The following is a 15739-nucleotide window of genomic DNA, read 5'->3' on the forward strand; positions in this document are numbered from 1 at the left end:
ATTGCAGGTGAAGGGACTTACGAAGAGGCGGTCAGGACGTTCCGCTTAGACAGAACGTCCAGGAGCAAGCTTACATTCGAATGACAGCAAGACCGGCCAGTGTTAGCACAAAAGCAGCCCATTGCAGCTTCGTTAACCTTTCTTGATACAAGACGATCGAGCCGAGCGCCACGACTAAGCTGTTCGTTGCGAAGATTGGAGCGGCGATGCTGGCTTTGCCCGATTCGAGTGCGATAGCATACAGCTGCAGGCCAGCATAAGAGAACACGCCGGCCAGCAGTCCCCAGCGGAAGCCTCGCCGGCTGGCAGCGACAGGGTCCGGCGAGGAGGCTGGCACGATGCGGCTCCGGTCGAGGGCGTCAAGCCGCTGAAACCAGAGCAGCGACAGTGCATAACCGACCAGCAGTACGGGGGCGCTTGCAAGCTCTAGCTGCTCGGTTACTTTCAGGCCGCCGTTGCGAAAGGCGAATAAGAAGATCGCGGCTAAGACGAGGACAAACCATCTGCGCTGCGTGACGGTTAGAGGCTCTTTGCCACGGATGGAGACGAAGACGACGGATAGCAGCAGAAGGGCGATGCCGATCCATTCAGCAGCCGAGACGGGCTCGTCGTAGACAACGACGCTCATGCCGACGACGAGTGCAATGTTCATGTTCGTCAGCGGCGATGTGAGACTCGCTGGGCCGTACTCCAGCGCTTTCATGAATAAAGCGTTGCCCCATGCGGAGCCTGCGCCAATGAAGAAACCAGCTGCGAGCAGTCGCCAATCAGCAAGACTAGCGAGCGTGCCTTCAGCAGCGCTGTGTATGCCGAAGCCGAGCGTGCCTGACACGTACAGGCCGAACAACAACCCGTTCGAGGAGCCTCCTTTCATTTGACTAACCTTCATCCACCAACCGGCAAGCCCGAACAAGACGGCGCTTCCGATTGCAGTTATAAGCCACATCGTATCATCATGCCTTTCATCATCCGATACATTTTGTAATACAGTTGTAATGTTCCTGTTATCGTCTCATTACAATGGGGGGCTATTATAATAAGCAAGACCCCCTTTTTAATATAATTTTTAGAGCCTTCCCGCAGGAAGGCTCCTTTTTTGTTCGGATTAAGTTAGAGAGCAACCTCAATCCGCTTCTTCTCTTTGAAATATACCCACTGCTTAAAGCCGATTTCTAATAAACGTTTCCGGACAAGCTCCCAATCGTCGCCTACGCGGGATGGGACATGCGCATCAGAGCCGAACGTCACTTGAACGCCCCAATGAAGCGCTCTCTCCAAGATGTCATCCGACGGGTACCAGCCGCCGACATCCTTCGTTTTGCCTGATGTGTTGATTTCGATTGCGACGCTGCATTCCCCGATGATGCGCAGTGTATTGTCCACCGCATCCATAGCCGGAATGTCGGAGAAGGAAGGATAGTAGCCCTTCATCGCATCGATATGGCCGAGAATGTGGAACAAGCCGCTCCGCGCTGATTCGGCGATCAAATCGTAATAATGCGACTTCTCCTCAATTTGCTGCTGCTCGTTCAGTCCATCCCAACGGTTCCGATTAAAAATGCTGACGCCGCGCGTCTGATGGACTGAGCCGATCAGATAATCGAACGGATATGGCTCGAATGCTTTCCGGTACGTATCGATATGCTCTGGGAAGTAGTCCGATTCCATGCCGAGCAGTACGTCGATGCGGTCAGCGTACTTGGCTTTCAGCTGCAGCACCTCATCGACATAATGTTTAAGCTCGCTTCTTGCCATCGTAATTTGCGGGAACGGATGCTCGTCCGCATGCGCGAAATAAGGGGAATGGTCGGAAATTCCGATTGCCTTCAGACCAGCCTCGATGCCAGCTTTAATATAATCTTCAATGGTTCCGTCGGCATGGCCGCAGCGGAAATGATGGGTGTGCATGTCGAATTTCATCTAGTGGGCCTCCTATTCGCTGCTTATAAATTGAGTTTCAGGCATTCCCTTAAGGTCACTAAGGAACTGCTTGATCGCGGAGTTCAAATATCGGCCGCTTCGGTAGACGACACCAACCGGATGCGTCAACTCCAGCTCGTTAACTTTAATCATCCGCAATGTACCTTGCTTCAGCTCGTTCGTAATGGACAGCTTCGATACGACGGCTGCACCGAGATTGAGCTCCACCATTCGCTTCACTTCCTCGCTGCTCGACAGCTCCATTACGATGTTCGGCGAAATGCCGTATTTTTGAAAAATTTGATCGACAAACCTTCTGCCGAATGTGTCAGGAGACAACATAATCATCGGAATGTCCTTCAACGCTTCGACGGTCGTATGCTTAAGATTGCTCATCGGGTGGGCAGGTGCTACAACAAGCTCATACGTATCGTAGTATAAAGTAGACGCTTCCATATTCGGGTTGCGATCATTGAGATAAGTAATTCCGATATCCAGCGTGCCTTGTTCGACGGCCGGCATAACTTGTGAGGAGGGCATGGAGTGAATCGTCGTCTTGATCATCGGGAACTGATTTTGAATATAGGTGAGAACACGCGGCAAAATTTGAATCGCGATCGTGCTGGTCGTACCGATAATAATGTGGCCTTGTGGAACCTGATTCAAGTCGGACAACTTCTGCTTTAATTCCTCCACGATGTTTAATATGCGCTCCGCATGCTCGAGAAACACCTGTCCGCGGTCCGTTAACGTAACAGGCTGATTCCGGTCGATCAGCACTGTCTTGAACTCGTCTTCGAGACTTTTAATTTGCGCCGATACAGCAGGCTGCGTTAAGTTCAGTATCTCGCCCGCTTTACGGAAGCTCATCGTTCTCGATATCGTAAGGAGCGTTTCAAGTTGGTTAATGTTCATGAACAGTCTCCTTGTCTCGCTCGATAAGCGTTATTTATCACATGGTAGCTTTAGTATAAATGATTTGGGCGTCTGTGGCAAAATACAGACTTGGTTCGAACATAAAAATGCATATTTAGAAGGAATTGTAGGATTGGTGTCGAATTGTTGTCCGTCAAGCATCCTGTATGTATGCATATGCGAGGAGGTCGGCTGTCTTGAACAGCAAGAAGGCAGTAAGAGGGTGGCTCATGTATGATTGGGCGAACTCGGCTTTCGTTACGACGATGATTGCCGCAGTCATGCCGGTATACTATGAGAAGGTTGCGGGCAAAGGACTCGGCGAGAATATGGCGACTGTATACTGGGCGAACACCCAGAGTATAGGTGCGCTAATCGTTGCTCTATTGTCACCGGTGCTAGGAGCAATTGCTGATTATTCGGGTTCAAAAATAAAGTTTTTAAGCTTCTTCGCGATACTCGGCTCGATCGCAAGCCTGCTCTGCGTGCTTGTCGGTGAAGGAGATTGGCTGCTGGCATCCGTCCTCGTCATTGTCGGCTTGATCGGATTTGGGGCGGGCAATACGTTCTACGACGCACTGCTCATTGAGATTGCACCTGCCGATCGCAGAGATCAGCTTAGCTCGCAGGGGTATGCGTGGGGCTATCTTGGCGGGGGCTTGCTGCTCGGGATTAATATTGTAATGATCCAGAAGTGGGAGCTGCTTGGCTTTGCTAGCAGCGAGAGCGCTACGCGTATCGTATTCATGACGGTCGGAGTGTGGTGGCTTCTGTTCGCGATTCCGATCGTCCGCCATGTGAAGGAGCGGCAGCGCCAGACGACGGGACAGACAGCAGCACGGGCGGTCAAGATCGCATTCCAACGACTTGGACAGACCTTCAGACGAATCAAGCAATATCCTGAACTGCTGAAATATATGGTGTCTTATTGGTTTTTTAACGACGGCATTAATACGGTTATCGTCATGGCGACTGTATATGGCAGCAGTATTGGCATCGGGATGAACGCCCTAATTACTGCGCTGCTTATTACGCAGTTCATCGGCTTTCCGAGCTCACTGCTGTTCGGTCGATTTGCCCGCAAGCTCGGTGCGAAGAAAGGGCTTTATCTTTCGCTTACGTTGTACATCATCATTGTGACGCTTGGATTTTTTATGGAGAATGCGCTTCATTTCTATATCCTTGCCACGATGGTCGGACTGGTGCAGGGAGGCAGCCAGGCGCTGGCGCGTTCGCTGTATGCTGAACTCGTACCGCCGGCTCGATCGGCCGAGTTTTTCGGCTTCTTGACGATATCGAGCAAATTTTCTTCCGTTGTTGGTCCGCTCGTATTTGCAATTACAGCGGGGAATACGGACTCGAGCAGAATCGGCATTTTGTCGCTGATTGCTTTTTTCGTCATCGGAATTGCGCTGTTATGGACAGTAGATTTGGCGAAGGGGAAGCGGGAAGCTGTAGCCGAGCAAAATGTTACGTAACAATAAAGGCGAGGAGCCTGGCAATTGGATGCCGAATGCTCTCTCGCCTTCGTTATGCTTGGGATTTACAGCCAATCCTTCTTCCGGAACAAATAAAACATGCCCAGACCTAGTAGAATCATAAAGCCGAGCAAAATATACGACCCATAATGCATATGCAAGCCGGGTATAAAATCGAAGTTCATTCCATATACGCCGGTAATAAACGTCAAAGGCATGAAGATCGTCGTTAACGCGGTGAACACGCGCATAATTTCGTTCGCTCGGGCAGACAGACTGGACTGATAAGCCTCGCGAAGGTTGCTCATCAGATCGCGGTACGTATCGAAGGTCTCGGAAATTTTGACGGCATTCTCGTAGATGTCGCTGAAATACTTCTGGAGCTGATCGTCGATCAGCTTCAAGTCTTTCTTGTTCAGCGTGGCGATGACTTCGCGCTGCGGGCCGAGCACCTTCCTTAACCACAAAATTTCACTTCGGAGACCGATGATCTCGTTCAGATGCGTCTTCTTCGTGTGCATCAGAATATCTTCTTCAAGATTGTCAATTCGAACCTCGATCCGGTCGCCGACGAAGAAGTAATTGTCTACAACGAGGTCGACGAGATGATATAGGAACCGATCGGGCGTATTCACTTCTTCTTCCCATAGAATCGGCTTCAGCAGGCGAAGCTCATTGATCTTCTGCTTCGTAACCGTAATAATGAAATGCCGTCCGAGAAAAATGTTCAGCGCGCGAAGGAAAATCTCTTCATCGTCGAATCGAATGCTGTTAATAACGATAAAATAATGGCCATCGTGAATTTCAATTTTCGGGCGCTGCTCCTCTTCGCTGAGGCAGTCTTCTACAGCAAGATCATGCAGGCCGAACAGTGGCTGCAGCAGAGCGAGGTCATCCAGATCGGCGTCGATCCAGAAGAAGCCGCTCTCCGGTGCAATAAGCGTTTCTTTAATATCATCAATAGGGGTAAAAATACCGTTGTTGACGCGGCGGATTTTCATTGCCGCTCTCTCCTTTCGTCATGTCCGATGCCGGACGGTCATAACGAACAATAGAGACCGCATCTCCGCCTTACCGCTAACGGTCGTCTTGTATCGAACCATAGTTATGGGCTCGATGACTGACGCGCTGCATGGCAGGCAGGGATATGGAGCTGTTCGACCGTCGGATCGCCAAGATGCAGGTCAAATGTCTGTGGACTAGACCCATCGCCTTCCATGCTGTTTCCCCCCTTGTAATAGTTGTTTATTTCGTGCAAATGGCTAATAATTCTTGTCTAGTATACTCCTGCATTGTATGTCGGACAAGATTTTTTAGTCAGTCGTGCCAGCTGCAGCTTAATGCATGCGCAGGCTTTGGCAGATGCCATTATATGCGGCTTCACGCTAACCTGTTCAAGTGTACGTCGTACATCCGCTGAAGGCTTGTACGATAGGTGAAATCCAGCTTGACGCGCATGGAGGAATACTCTATAGTATAAACATATTACCGAATCGTATTTGTGCGATCGGAATAATTTTATAATGAACGAATAACTGAATAAGATCTTTCTTATCAAGAGCAGGCGGAGGGACTAGCCCGATGAAGCCCGGCAACCGGCGTGAAGCACGGTGCTAATTCTTGCGGATTCGAATGGAATTCGGATCTGGGAGATGAGAGAGTCGTTATGGATATCATAAGACCCCTCTCATTTGGCGAGCGGGTCTTTTTGTCGTATCATATCCGCGATACCTCAACTGTCGGTCGAACAGTGAAGACTGCTAGCGAAATGATGAAAGGCAGAAGGAGTGATGAATTATGCCGATTAAAGTACCGGATCATTTACCGGCTAGAGAGGTTCTGGCGAGCGAGAACATTTTCGTCATGGACGAAAGCACTGCTTACCATCAAGATATACGTCCGCTTCGGATCGCAATTTTGAATTTGATGCCGACTAAGGAGACGACGGAGACTCAGCTGCTTAGGCTGATCGGTAATACGCCGCTTCAGATTGAGGTCGTGCTGCTGCATCCGGCTACACATGTGTCGAAGAACACGTCAGCAGAGCATCTGGAGATGTTCTACAAAACGTTCGACGAAATTCAAGATCAATGGTATGACGGAATGATTATTACCGGTGCGCCGGTTGAGCATATGCCGTTCGAGGAAGTCAACTATTGGGAAGAGCTGCAGCGCATTATGGAATGGTCGAAACGCCGCGTTACCTCGACGCTTCATATTTGTTGGGCATCGCAGGCGGGACTGTACCATCATTACGGCATTCCCAAATACGACATCGATAAGAAGATATTCGGCGTATTTCCTCATACGATTGAGAAGCAAAACGTGCCGCTGCTGCGCGGCTTCGACGAATATTTCTATGTGCCGCAATCGCGTCATACCGAGGTTCGCCGCGAAGATATCGAGAAGGTGGAGGAGCTCGAAATATTGTCGGAGTCGGAGGAGTCGGGCATCTACATCGTCGCGAGCAAGGATGGCAAGCAAATTTTCGTATCCGGCCATTCCGAATATGACCCGCTGACACTGAAGCTAGAATATGACCGTGATATTGCGAAGGGACTTGATATCGAGGTTCCTCGCAACTACTTCCCGAACGATGATCCGACGAAGCCTCCGCGCTCGTCTTGGAGAGCGCATGCGAATTTACTGTTTTCGAACTGGTTGAACTATTATGTATACCAGCAGACGCCATACGATATGGGTGCGTTAATTTAAATCCACTATCTATCCTCGATTATTAAAAGGAGAATTTCGTTTATGAAAATCGAAAGTCGTTTGGCGCAGATTGGCTCCATTCAAGAACCGAAAACAGGTGCGGTCAGCTTCCCTGTCTATCAAGCTACGGCGTTCCGCCATCCGAAGCTTGGTGAAAGCACCGGATTCGACTATGCGCGCACGAAGAGTCCAACGCGCTCGGTATTAGAGGAAGCGGCCGCTCAGCTGGAATCGGGCGATGCCGCTTTTGCCTGCAGTTCTGGCATGGCAGCGCTGCAGGTTGTGTTCTCGCTGTTCAGTCAGGGCGATCATCTGATTGTCTCGCTTGATCTGTACGGAGGCACGTACAGGCTGCTGGAGAAAATCATGTCCCGCTTCGGCGTGACGGCCTCGTACGTGGATACGAATGACATCGACGCGATTGGCGAGCTCTGTACGCCGAATACGAAAGCGATTCTGATCGAGACGCCGACCAATCCGCTTATGATGATTACCGATATTGAACGTGTCAGCGCATGGGCGAAGTCCAAAGGCCTGCTGACGATTGTGGATAACACGCTGCTCACGCCGTTCTTCCAGCGGCCGATCGAGCTTGGCGCTGATATTGTCGTACATAGCGCGACCAAATATCTCGGCGGCCATAACGATGTGCTCGCCGGCCTGATCGTATCGAAGGGCAAGGAGCTCTCGGAGCAAATTGCGTTCCTGCATAATTCGATCGGCGCTGTGCTTGGGCCTCAAGATTCTTGGCTGCTGATGCGCGGCATGAAGACGCTCGCGCTGCGAATGGAACGCCATCAATATAATGCGACACGCATTGCTGAATACTTGCTTGAGCATGAGTCCATCGAGGAAGTGTACTATCCGGCGCTTCCTTCGCATCCGGGGTATGAGACGCAGAAGCGTCAATCGTCCGGCAATACAGGTATCTTCTCGTTCAAGGTGAAGGATGCACGTTACGTGGAGCCGATCCTGCGTCATATTAAGCTGATCGCCTTCGCGGAGAGCCTCGGCGGCGTCGAGTCGCTGATGACGTATCCGGCCGTTCAGACGCATGCTGACATTCCGCTCGAAATTCGCGAGAAGATCGGGGTCGACGATAAGCTGCTTCGGTTCTCCGTCGGCATCGAGCATGTCGACGATTTGATAGCCGATTTGGATCAGGCGCTTGCTGCGGCGAAGCTTGAGATTGAGGGGGCGTAATCGATGAGCAGCCAAGTGAAATATGATTTCGATAAAGTAATTGATCGGTCCGGCACCGCATCTTATAAATGGGATCAATCGGAGAAGCTGTTCGGACGAGCTGACCTGCTGCCGTTATGGGTTGCAGATATGGATTTCGAGCCGCCGCGGGAAGTGGTCGAGGCGATCAAAGCGCGCGCCAATGAAGGCATCTATGGCTATACGATCCGGACGGAAGGCTATTATAAAGCGGTTGAAGGCTGGCTGAAGCGACGGCATAACTGGCAGATTAAGCATGAATGGGTTACGTCGAGCCCAGGCGTCGTTCCGGCGCTCAGCATCGCTGTACAAGCATTCACGAAGCCGGGTGACGGTGTCATTCTGCAATCGCCGGTATATTATCCGTTCTACGATGTAATTAAAATGAACGGACGCGTAGTTGTCGACAATGCGCTCATTCTGGAGGACGGTCGTTATAGAATCGACTTTGACTTGCTGGAGCGTCAAGCAGCGGATGGCGCGAAGCTGCTGCTGCTTTGCTCGCCGCACAATCCCGGCGGCCGCGTCTGGACGCGCGAAGAGCTGCATCGGATCGGTGATATTTGCGTAAAGCATAACATTCTAATCGTTGCGGACGAAATTCACCACGATCTGGTATACCGCGAGCATAAGCATACGGCGTTCGGCTCGATTTCCGAGGCGTTCGAGCAGCAGTCGATTACGTGTATCGCGACGAGCAAAACGTTCAACCTGGCTGGTCTGCAAGCCGCGACGGTCATTATTCCGAACGATGAGATTCGCCGCAAATACAATTATTTGCTCAAGACGCTGTCGATTCATATGGAAAGCTTCTTCGGTTTAACGGCTGTCGAAAGCAGCTATACGTACGGCGACGAGTGGCTGGAGCAGTTGATCGATTATTTGCAAGGCAATCGCGATTATTTGCTGGAGTTCGTACGTACCCGTATGCCGCAGATTAAAGCGATGAAGCCGGAAGGCACATATATGGTATGGCTGGACTGCCGGGAGGTTTCCGACAATCCGGCTGTATTGAAGAAGCTGATGTTCGAGCAAGCTGGCGTTGCGTTCAGCGAAGGCTCCGTCTTCGGCAAGCAAGGAGCAGGTTACTTGCGAGTTAATATCGCTTGCCCGCGTTCTATATTGGCTGAGGCGCTGGAGCGCTTCGCTAATGCGGTGCAGGCTGCGGTCGTGTAGAGCGGCTTGGTTCGTTTTGCCGCGGCAGTCACATTTCTGACGAGTGACTGCCGCGGTCTTTTTGTGTTAGGATAAGGTGATTGCATTCATTGATAGTACGGTCAACTTCCATACCTATAGGAGGGATATATAGATGATTACGGTAGATTCCGTATTGGATAAGGCGCTCCGTGGTGAGCGGATCAGCCTGGAAGAATGCGTAGTGCTCTTGGAATCGGATCAGATTGAGAAGATGGGGCAGGTCGCCAACCAAATTATGCTCCGCAAACATCCTGAGCCGATTACGACGTTCGTGGTCGGTCGGAATGTCAACTATACGAATATATGCGACGTATATTGCCGATTCTGCGCGTTCTACCGCGCACCAGGCTCGAAGGAAGGCTACGTGCTTCCAGACGAGGCCATTTTTCAGAAGATCCAAGAGACCGTTGACGTCGGCGGCACTGAAATCTTAATGCAGGGCGGAACGAACCCAGACCTTCCGTTCTCCTATTATACGAATTTGCTTCGGGAAATTAAGAAACGGTTTCCTAGCATTACGATGCACTCCTTCTCGCCAGCGGAGATTATGAAGATGAAGGAAGTGTCGAACGGCTTGTCGCTCGACGAAGTCGTTCGACAAATTCACGAAGCGGGTCTTGACTCGCTGCCGGGCGGCGGCGCCGAAATTCTTGACGACCGTACGCGCCGCAAAGTAAGTAAGCTCAAAGGCTCATGGACCGACTGGATGGATGTGATGAAGTCGGCGCATAAGCACGGCATGAACACGACGGCGACGATGGTATACGGCTTCGGCGAGACGATGGAGGAGCGTGCGCTTCATCTGCTTCGCGTTCGTGATGCGCAGGACGAGTGCATCGCGAACAAGTACGATTCCAAAGGCTTTCTTGCGTTCATCTCGTGGCCGCTTCAGCCGGACAATACGAATATGCGCGTCGAGAAATCGAAGCCGGAGGAATATCTCAAGATGGTGGCGGTCAGCCGCATTTTCCTCGATAACATCGAGAATCTGCAATCGTCTTGGGTCACGATGGGACCGGAATATGGCAAGCTGTCGCTTCACTACGGCTGCAACGACTTCGGCAGCACGATGATGGAGGAGAACGTCGTCTCCGCAGCGGGCACGACGCACAAGGTTAACATTGACCTGACGTTGCGCCTTATCCGCGAGGCTGGCAAGGTCCCGGCTCAGCGCAACACGAAGTACGAGATCTTGAAAGTGTACGAAGAGAACGAAGTAGCGGACAAAGATTTTATTATGCAGAACTGATCCTATAATTTACAGGGGGCGGTCTTGAATTCTGTAGAACAGACGTTCAAGACCGTCCCTATTTTCAACTTAAATTACTTACAGATTGCAGGAGAGCGGCTTGGTTGCAAGACCAACGAAGGGCCGATTTACGTGGAGTAGTGTATGATGTGCATGCTTTCTTCAACACATCTTTAAATATGGCTACAATGCTGCAATAAATGCAGGAACCGGCTAAGCAACAGATTAGAAAGATCCATTTACGCTTTGCGTAAGGTAAGGGAGACGTGTTCTGGTCACATCAAGAAACTAAGGCTCGAAACAAGCTACAAGTATCGAGGCAAATGGAGGGAGAAATAAAGGAGCTGCCCGCTCAATATGGCAGCTCCTTTCTACTTCAACTCGGCTTAAGCGCTCGTTGTTCTTGTTTGAGTTATGTCTTCATTGTTGTCGGCGCATACGATTCGGTTCTTGCCTGAATTTTTCGCCATGTATAATGCCGCGTCTGTCCGGGCGAAGAAGGATTCTTTACCTTCCCAGGCACGGTAACGGGCGATGCCAATGCTGAGCGTCACTCTCTTCCCATCCAGCAGATCATGGGTTTCAGAAGATACCTTGATGCGGATTCGTTCCATCCGGCTATACGTTTCGTCGAGCGTCGTATCGGACAATAGAATGGCAAACTCTTCACCGCCATATCGAGCCGCAATATCCTCGCCGCGCACTTCGGTGCGAATTAGCTCGGATACTCGGCGCAAAATGGAATCGCCAGCGCGATGGCCATATATATCGTTAATTTGCTTAAAGTTGTCGATATCGAGCAGAACCAGATGAAGCGGCATGCCGCTTGATTCGTGATGGATAACAAGATGGTCCAAATATTCATGAAAGGTCATATGATTGTACAGCTCGGTCATCGCATCGGTCTTAACAAGCTTTTCCATTAGAGCGGATTTAGCCAGCAGTTCTTTATACATGATCTCCGACTCCAACGATCTTTGAACTGCGGACCGTCCGAGCTTGGCGAGCTGCAGCGCGACAATAGAGCATATTATTGTTATGGCTGACATACCAGCCGTTTCCAATCGGATGATGTTATGTTGGATATTCCAGTTCAGCAGTAGAATGGAGATCAGCGATAAAACGGCGGTTAGCATAAGCTTATTGGAGCTGCAGTAGTAGGCAGAAGCGAAAATGGGGATGAGCATAATGAGACTCAAGGAAGCCATATCGCTAATATAAGCATAGACAGCGCAATTCAGCATTAGTCCAATAAGGATGCCGTAGTCGGTCAGACGTTTACTCCCGTAAGCGCGAAACAATTCGGCTGCAGTAAGGATTATAAGCTGAACGGCTGTCGGTATAAGAAGCTCGCGCATCCAATGATGATCATCAGCATAGTGCAGCCTTGCCCATTGTATGAAAAATAATAGAACAAGCATAGCCCAGCAGCCGTTAAGGAGCAGCCGATTCCAGCGGGAATGCTTCGATTGTAACCATTTGTCATTCATTCGAGCCATCACCACCATGAATTCTAAGGACTAGTTCCGTACAATATACCACGTTTCGACTATCGTTGAAACACCGCTGCCATTACCTCCAGACAGTTCATCGTATATACGCCGCCCCGAAGCATATACTTTTAAAGAAGGAAAGGGGTGAGCGCGTGGAGCTTTTTTCCATATCCTTACACGACGCTGAACAGGGTCAGCGGCAAAAATTGCACGACCTGCTGCTTCTAGAATATTCGGAGCTACATAACTTTCCTGCCGTACCACGGCTTGAGTGGAGTTCTGGAATGGATCGATTAATCGGCTGGATTGATAAAATGCCGGAATTTCGTTTGACGCAGCATGGTCCTCCATTGTACAAAGCAACAGCGAATGCGCTGGCCGAGTACATTATTGCGGAGCTGGAAAAGTCTTTGCTAACCGCGATTATACGCAAGCAGTACAAGATAGAGCAGCAGGAGGAAGTCGATACGATCGTCCGCTTTTGCTCGGAAATGCTCGGTTCTGCACAAGTTGATCCGTCGGAGCGAGACGCCTTCAGTGAAGCGGATCGCAGGAGAAGAAAGCAAAAGGTAGCGGACGAGCTTGAAGCGTACTTACAGAACAATACGCAGCTTCATCTGACCGGCTTCGTTACGTTCCGGCTTCAGACGTATTGGAACGAGCTTCGTGATGCCGCAGAATATGCAATTGATGAATTTGTCATGGACAAACAATATCAGGAGTTTATCTCGCTGCTTAAATATTTCGTTGATCTCCAGGAGCCGAAGCTTCCGCTCGTTCATTTGCTGCACAAATCGGGACATGAGTTCACCGTATGCGACGAGCGGCTTCAGCCGCTTGAGCACAAGCCGGTCGACCGGATTGTCGCCGAAATGATCGAGTACGAAATGAACGTTGAGGATATGGTGATCAGCACCTTAGTGACGATCTCGCCAAAACAAATCGTCATCCATACGAGGCAGCCTGAGCTGCAAATTATTCGAACGATTGAATCGATATTTGGGCTGCGTGTATCTGTGTGCGTCGGCTGCAGCTCCTGTCATTCGTCGTTCGAGAATCGGGTATAACGGTATTGACCGCTAATATCCGCCGAATGTATAATAACATAAACAACTGTTGAACAAAATGAACAGCGTTGACGAAGATAACGATTCGCCGATTTCGCACGGACCAGAGAGAGAAGCCTAGGCTGTAAGCTTCTTCCGAGGCAGCGGTGAATATACCCCTTCTTAGCTTTGCGGTTGAACCCGGATATACGATAGAATCGTATATGATCGGCAGTAAGCCGTAACGGATCATCCCCGTTACCGGATTTCATGAGGATCGCGAGCTCCGCATATCTTACGTTAGGTTAGAATGAACGGTATAAGCGATCGAATGAGGGTGGAACCACGAGCATATAGCACTCGTCCCTTTGCGGGATGCGTGCTTTTTTTGTTGCTTATTGACTCATCTACCTTTAGCGGCAATTGAAGCACGTGGTCTATGCATGCTTGAAATTACTATAACGAATGGCTTGCAGTTAAAGCGATAGCTCATCTGTGAGCCTGGAACAAAGGAGAATGAACGATGGCAATTAAAGTAACGCTGCCGGACGGCGCGGTCCGGGAATATGAAGCAGGCACAACGATTGAAGACGTTGCCGGCTCCATTAGCAAAGGGCTTCAGAAGAATGCGATCGCAGGCAAACTCGATGGTAAAGTCGTTGATATTTATACACCGATTGAAGCAGACGCGAGCGTAGAGATCGTGACGCTCGATTCTGCCGATGGTTTGGAGGTTTACCGTCACAGCACAGCTCACTTGATGGCGCAAGCAATTAAACGTCTGTACGGCAATACGGCTGTGAAGCTCGGTATTGGTCCGGTTATCGAAGACGGCTTCTACTACGACATCGATCTAGAGCAGTCGCTGACGCCGGATGATCTTGTGAAGATTGAGAAAGAAATGGCGAAGATCGTGAAGGAGGATCTGCCAATTCGCAGGCGTGTCGTAAGTCGTGAAGAGGCGATTAAGACGTTCACGGAGCTTGGCGACCCACTGAAGCTTGAGCTCATTCGTGACCTGCCGGAGGACGTTCAGTTGACGATCTATGATCAAGGCGAATTTTTCGACCTGTGCCGTGGACCGCACCTTCCGTCGACAGGCCGCATTAAAGCGTTCAAGCTGCTTAGCATCGCAGGCGCTTACTGGCGCGGCGATTCGAAGAACAAAATGCTGCAGCGTATTTATGGCACAGCGTTTCCGAAGCAATCGCAGCTCGAAGAGCATCTGCATTTCCTTGAGGAAGCGAAGAAGCGCGACCACCGCAAGCTTGGCAAAGAGCTGAAGATGTTCACGTTCTCCCGCGAGGTAGGACAAGGCCTGCCGCTCTGGCTGCCGAACGGCGCACGCGTACGCCGTACGATGGAGCGTTATATTGTGGATCTTGAGGAGCGTCTCGGCTACTCGCACGTTTATACGCCTGTTCTGGCGAACGTAGAGCTGTACAAAATTTCTGGTCACTGGGAGCACTATTCGGAGGATATGTTCCCGCCGATGGCGCTCGATAACGAGGAGCTTGTTCTTCGTCCGATGAACTGCCCTCACCATATGATGGTTTACAAAAGCGACATGCGCAGCTACCGCGATCTGCCAATCCGCGTAGCGGAGCTTGGCACGATGCACCGTTACGAAATGTCCGGCGCTTTGACTGGTCTGCATCGCGTTCGGGCGATGACGCTGAACGACGCTCATATTTTCTGCCGTCCTGATCAGATCAAAGAAGAGTTCGCGCGCGTAATCAATCTGATCCGCCAAGTCTATAAAGACTTTGGCATTAAAGAATATCGTTTCCGTCTGTCGTACCGCGATCCGAAGGATACGGAGAAATACTTCCCGGACGACAACATGTGGGAAATGTCACAGCGTATGCTGCGCGAGGTTGTCGAAGAGCTCGATCTGCCGTTCTTCGAAGCGGAAGGAGAGGCTGCTTTCTACGGTCCGAAGCTGGACGTTCAGATCAAGACTGCACTTGGCAAGGAAGAGACGCTCTCCACGGCGCAGCTCGACTTCCTGCTGCCTGAGCGCTTTGAGCTTGAATATACGGGCGATGACGGCAAGAAGCATCGTCCGGTCGTTATTCACCGCGGCATCATTAGTACGATGGAGCGCATGACTGCATATTTGATCGAGAATTTCGCAGGAGCGCTTCCGCTCTGGCTGTCGCCTACGCATGCTCGCGTCATTCCGGTTTCTTCGGCTTATGATGACTACGCTCGTGAAGTAGAGGAGAAGCTGCTTGCAGCGGGTATCCGTGCTGAGTCGGATCTGCGCAACGAGAAGCTCGGTTACAAAATTCGCGAAGCGCAGCTGGAGAAAATGCCGTATATGCTCATTGTCGGCGATAACGAAGCGCAAGCCGGCACCGTATCGGTGCGCAAGCGCGGCGAAGGGGATATCGGCGCCAAATCGGTAGATGAGCTGATTGCGGTGCTGACTGCCGAGATTGCAGCTAAGACCGTTTAATCGTTACGTAATTACATGAAGGAATAGCCGATTCGCCGGCCCGT

At 50.7% G+C, this 15739-nt stretch carries 12 protein-coding genes and 1 riboswitch; of the genes, 7 read left to right on the forward strand and 5 right to left on the reverse strand.

What is annotated here, in order from left to right; all coding sequences use genetic code 11:
- Positions 1-70: 70 nt before the first annotated feature.
- The 3 genes from PXY01_RS12225 to PXY01_RS12235 form a co-directional block, all read right to left on the reverse strand.
- The gene (locus PXY01_RS12225; protein WP_127570272.1) at positions 71-946 is read right to left on the reverse strand and encodes a DMT family transporter; all 876 of its coding nucleotides are present in this window, start codon (positions 944-946) and stop codon (positions 71-73) included.
- Between the two features lie 164 nt (positions 947-1110).
- Positions 1111-1920, reverse strand: a complete 810-nt coding sequence (locus tag PXY01_RS12230) for a histidinol-phosphatase (RefSeq protein WP_127570274.1) — start codon at positions 1918-1920, stop codon at positions 1111-1113.
- A 12-nt stretch (positions 1921-1932) separates the two neighbouring features.
- Positions 1933-2835 carry a LysR family transcriptional regulator gene (locus PXY01_RS12235; RefSeq protein ID WP_127570276.1) on the reverse strand — a complete coding sequence of 301 codons (903 nt, stop codon included), beginning with the start codon at positions 2833-2835 and terminating at the stop codon, positions 1933-1935.
- Positions 2836-3032: 197 nt separating this feature from the next.
- Here PXY01_RS12235 and PXY01_RS12240 point away from each other — a divergent pair, with 197 nt between their 5' ends.
- A complete protein-coding gene (locus PXY01_RS12240; RefSeq protein ID WP_127570278.1) occupies positions 3033-4313 on the forward strand; it encodes an MFS transporter in 1281 nt (426 codons plus the stop codon).
- 65 nt (positions 4314-4378) lie between these two features.
- Here the strand turns inward: PXY01_RS12240 and corA are convergent, their stop codons facing one another.
- The gene (gene corA, locus PXY01_RS12245) at positions 4379-5314 is read right to left on the reverse strand and encodes a magnesium/cobalt transporter CorA (protein WP_127570280.1); all 936 of its coding nucleotides are present in this window, start codon (positions 5312-5314) and stop codon (positions 4379-4381) included.
- A 547-nt stretch (positions 5315-5861) separates the two neighbouring features.
- Positions 5862-5972: riboswitch (SAM riboswitch) on the forward strand.
- 138 nt (positions 5973-6110) lie between these two features.
- Here corA and metA point away from each other — a divergent pair.
- The 4 genes from metA to mqnC all read left to right on the forward strand — a co-directional run bounded on the left by metA (position 6111) and on the right by mqnC (position 10695).
- Positions 6111-7028 (forward strand): homoserine O-acetyltransferase MetA, encoded by a 918-nt coding sequence (gene metA, locus PXY01_RS12250; RefSeq protein WP_127570282.1) that lies wholly within the window; start codon positions 6111-6113, stop codon positions 7026-7028.
- A gap of 42 nt (positions 7029-7070) precedes the next feature.
- Positions 7071-8231, forward strand: coding sequence for a PLP-dependent transferase (locus tag PXY01_RS12255; RefSeq protein ID WP_127570284.1), 1161 nt, complete (start codon positions 7071-7073; stop codon positions 8229-8231).
- A 3-nt stretch (positions 8232-8234) separates the two neighbouring features.
- Positions 8235-9425, forward strand: coding sequence for a MalY/PatB family protein (locus tag PXY01_RS12260; RefSeq protein WP_127570286.1), 1191 nt, complete (start codon positions 8235-8237; stop codon positions 9423-9425).
- A 133-nt stretch (positions 9426-9558) separates the two neighbouring features.
- Positions 9559-10695, forward strand: a complete 1137-nt coding sequence (gene mqnC / locus PXY01_RS12265) for a cyclic dehypoxanthinyl futalosine synthase (RefSeq protein ID WP_127570288.1) — start codon at positions 9559-9561, stop codon at positions 10693-10695.
- A gap of 386 nt (positions 10696-11081) precedes the next feature.
- On the opposite strand, the gene PXY01_RS12270 is transcribed toward mqnC, so the two are convergent.
- Entirely contained in the window at positions 11082-12185 is a 1104-nt protein-coding gene (locus PXY01_RS12270; protein WP_164744400.1) for a GGDEF domain-containing protein, read from the reverse strand.
- Between the two features lie 287 nt (positions 12186-12472).
- On the opposite strand from PXY01_RS12270, the gene ytxC reads away from it, so the two are divergent.
- Positions 12473-13255, forward strand: coding sequence for a putative sporulation protein YtxC (ytxC, locus tag PXY01_RS12275; protein ID WP_127570292.1), 783 nt, complete (start codon positions 12473-12475; stop codon positions 13253-13255).
- A 502-nt stretch (positions 13256-13757) separates the two neighbouring features.
- Entirely contained in the window at positions 13758-15695 is a 1938-nt protein-coding gene (gene thrS, locus PXY01_RS12280; protein ID WP_127570294.1) for a threonine--tRNA ligase, read from the forward strand.
- Positions 15696-15739 lie beyond the last annotated feature (44 nt).

Source organism: Paenibacillus xylaniclasticus, from assembly GCF_004001065.1.
Lineage (GTDB): Bacteria > Bacillota > Bacilli > Paenibacillales > Paenibacillaceae > Paenibacillus_T > Paenibacillus_T xylaniclasticus.

Coding starts and splice junctions, on each gene's coding strand:
- PXY01_RS12225 (WP_127570272.1), bottom strand. CDS start 946: ATGTGGCTTATAACTGCAATCGGAAGCGCCGTCTTGTTCGGGCTTGCC.
- PXY01_RS12230 (WP_127570274.1), bottom strand. CDS start 1,920: ATGAAATTCGACATGCACACCCATCATTTCCGCTGCGGCCATGCCGAC.
- PXY01_RS12235 (WP_127570276.1), bottom strand. CDS start 2,835: ATGAACATTAACCAACTTGAAACGCTCCTTACGATATCGAGAACGATG.
- corA (WP_127570280.1), bottom strand. CDS start 5,314: ATGAAAATCCGCCGCGTCAACAACGGTATTTTTACCCCTATTGATGAT.
- metA (WP_127570282.1), top strand. CDS start 6,111: ATGCCGATTAAAGTACCGGATCATTTACCGGCTAGAGAGGTTCTGGCG.
- PXY01_RS12255 (WP_127570284.1), top strand. CDS start 7,071: ATGAAAATCGAAAGTCGTTTGGCGCAGATTGGCTCCATTCAAGAACCG.
- PXY01_RS12260 (WP_127570286.1), top strand. CDS start 8,235: ATGAGCAGCCAAGTGAAATATGATTTCGATAAAGTAATTGATCGGTCC.
- mqnC (WP_127570288.1), top strand. CDS start 9,559: ATGATTACGGTAGATTCCGTATTGGATAAGGCGCTCCGTGGTGAGCGG.
- PXY01_RS12270 (WP_164744400.1), bottom strand. CDS start 12,185: ATGAATGACAAATGGTTACAATCGAAGCATTCCCGCTGGAATCGGCTG.
- ytxC (WP_127570292.1), top strand. CDS start 12,473: ATGGATCGATTAATCGGCTGGATTGATAAAATGCCGGAATTTCGTTTG.
- thrS (WP_127570294.1), top strand. CDS start 13,758: ATGGCAATTAAAGTAACGCTGCCGGACGGCGCGGTCCGGGAATATGAA.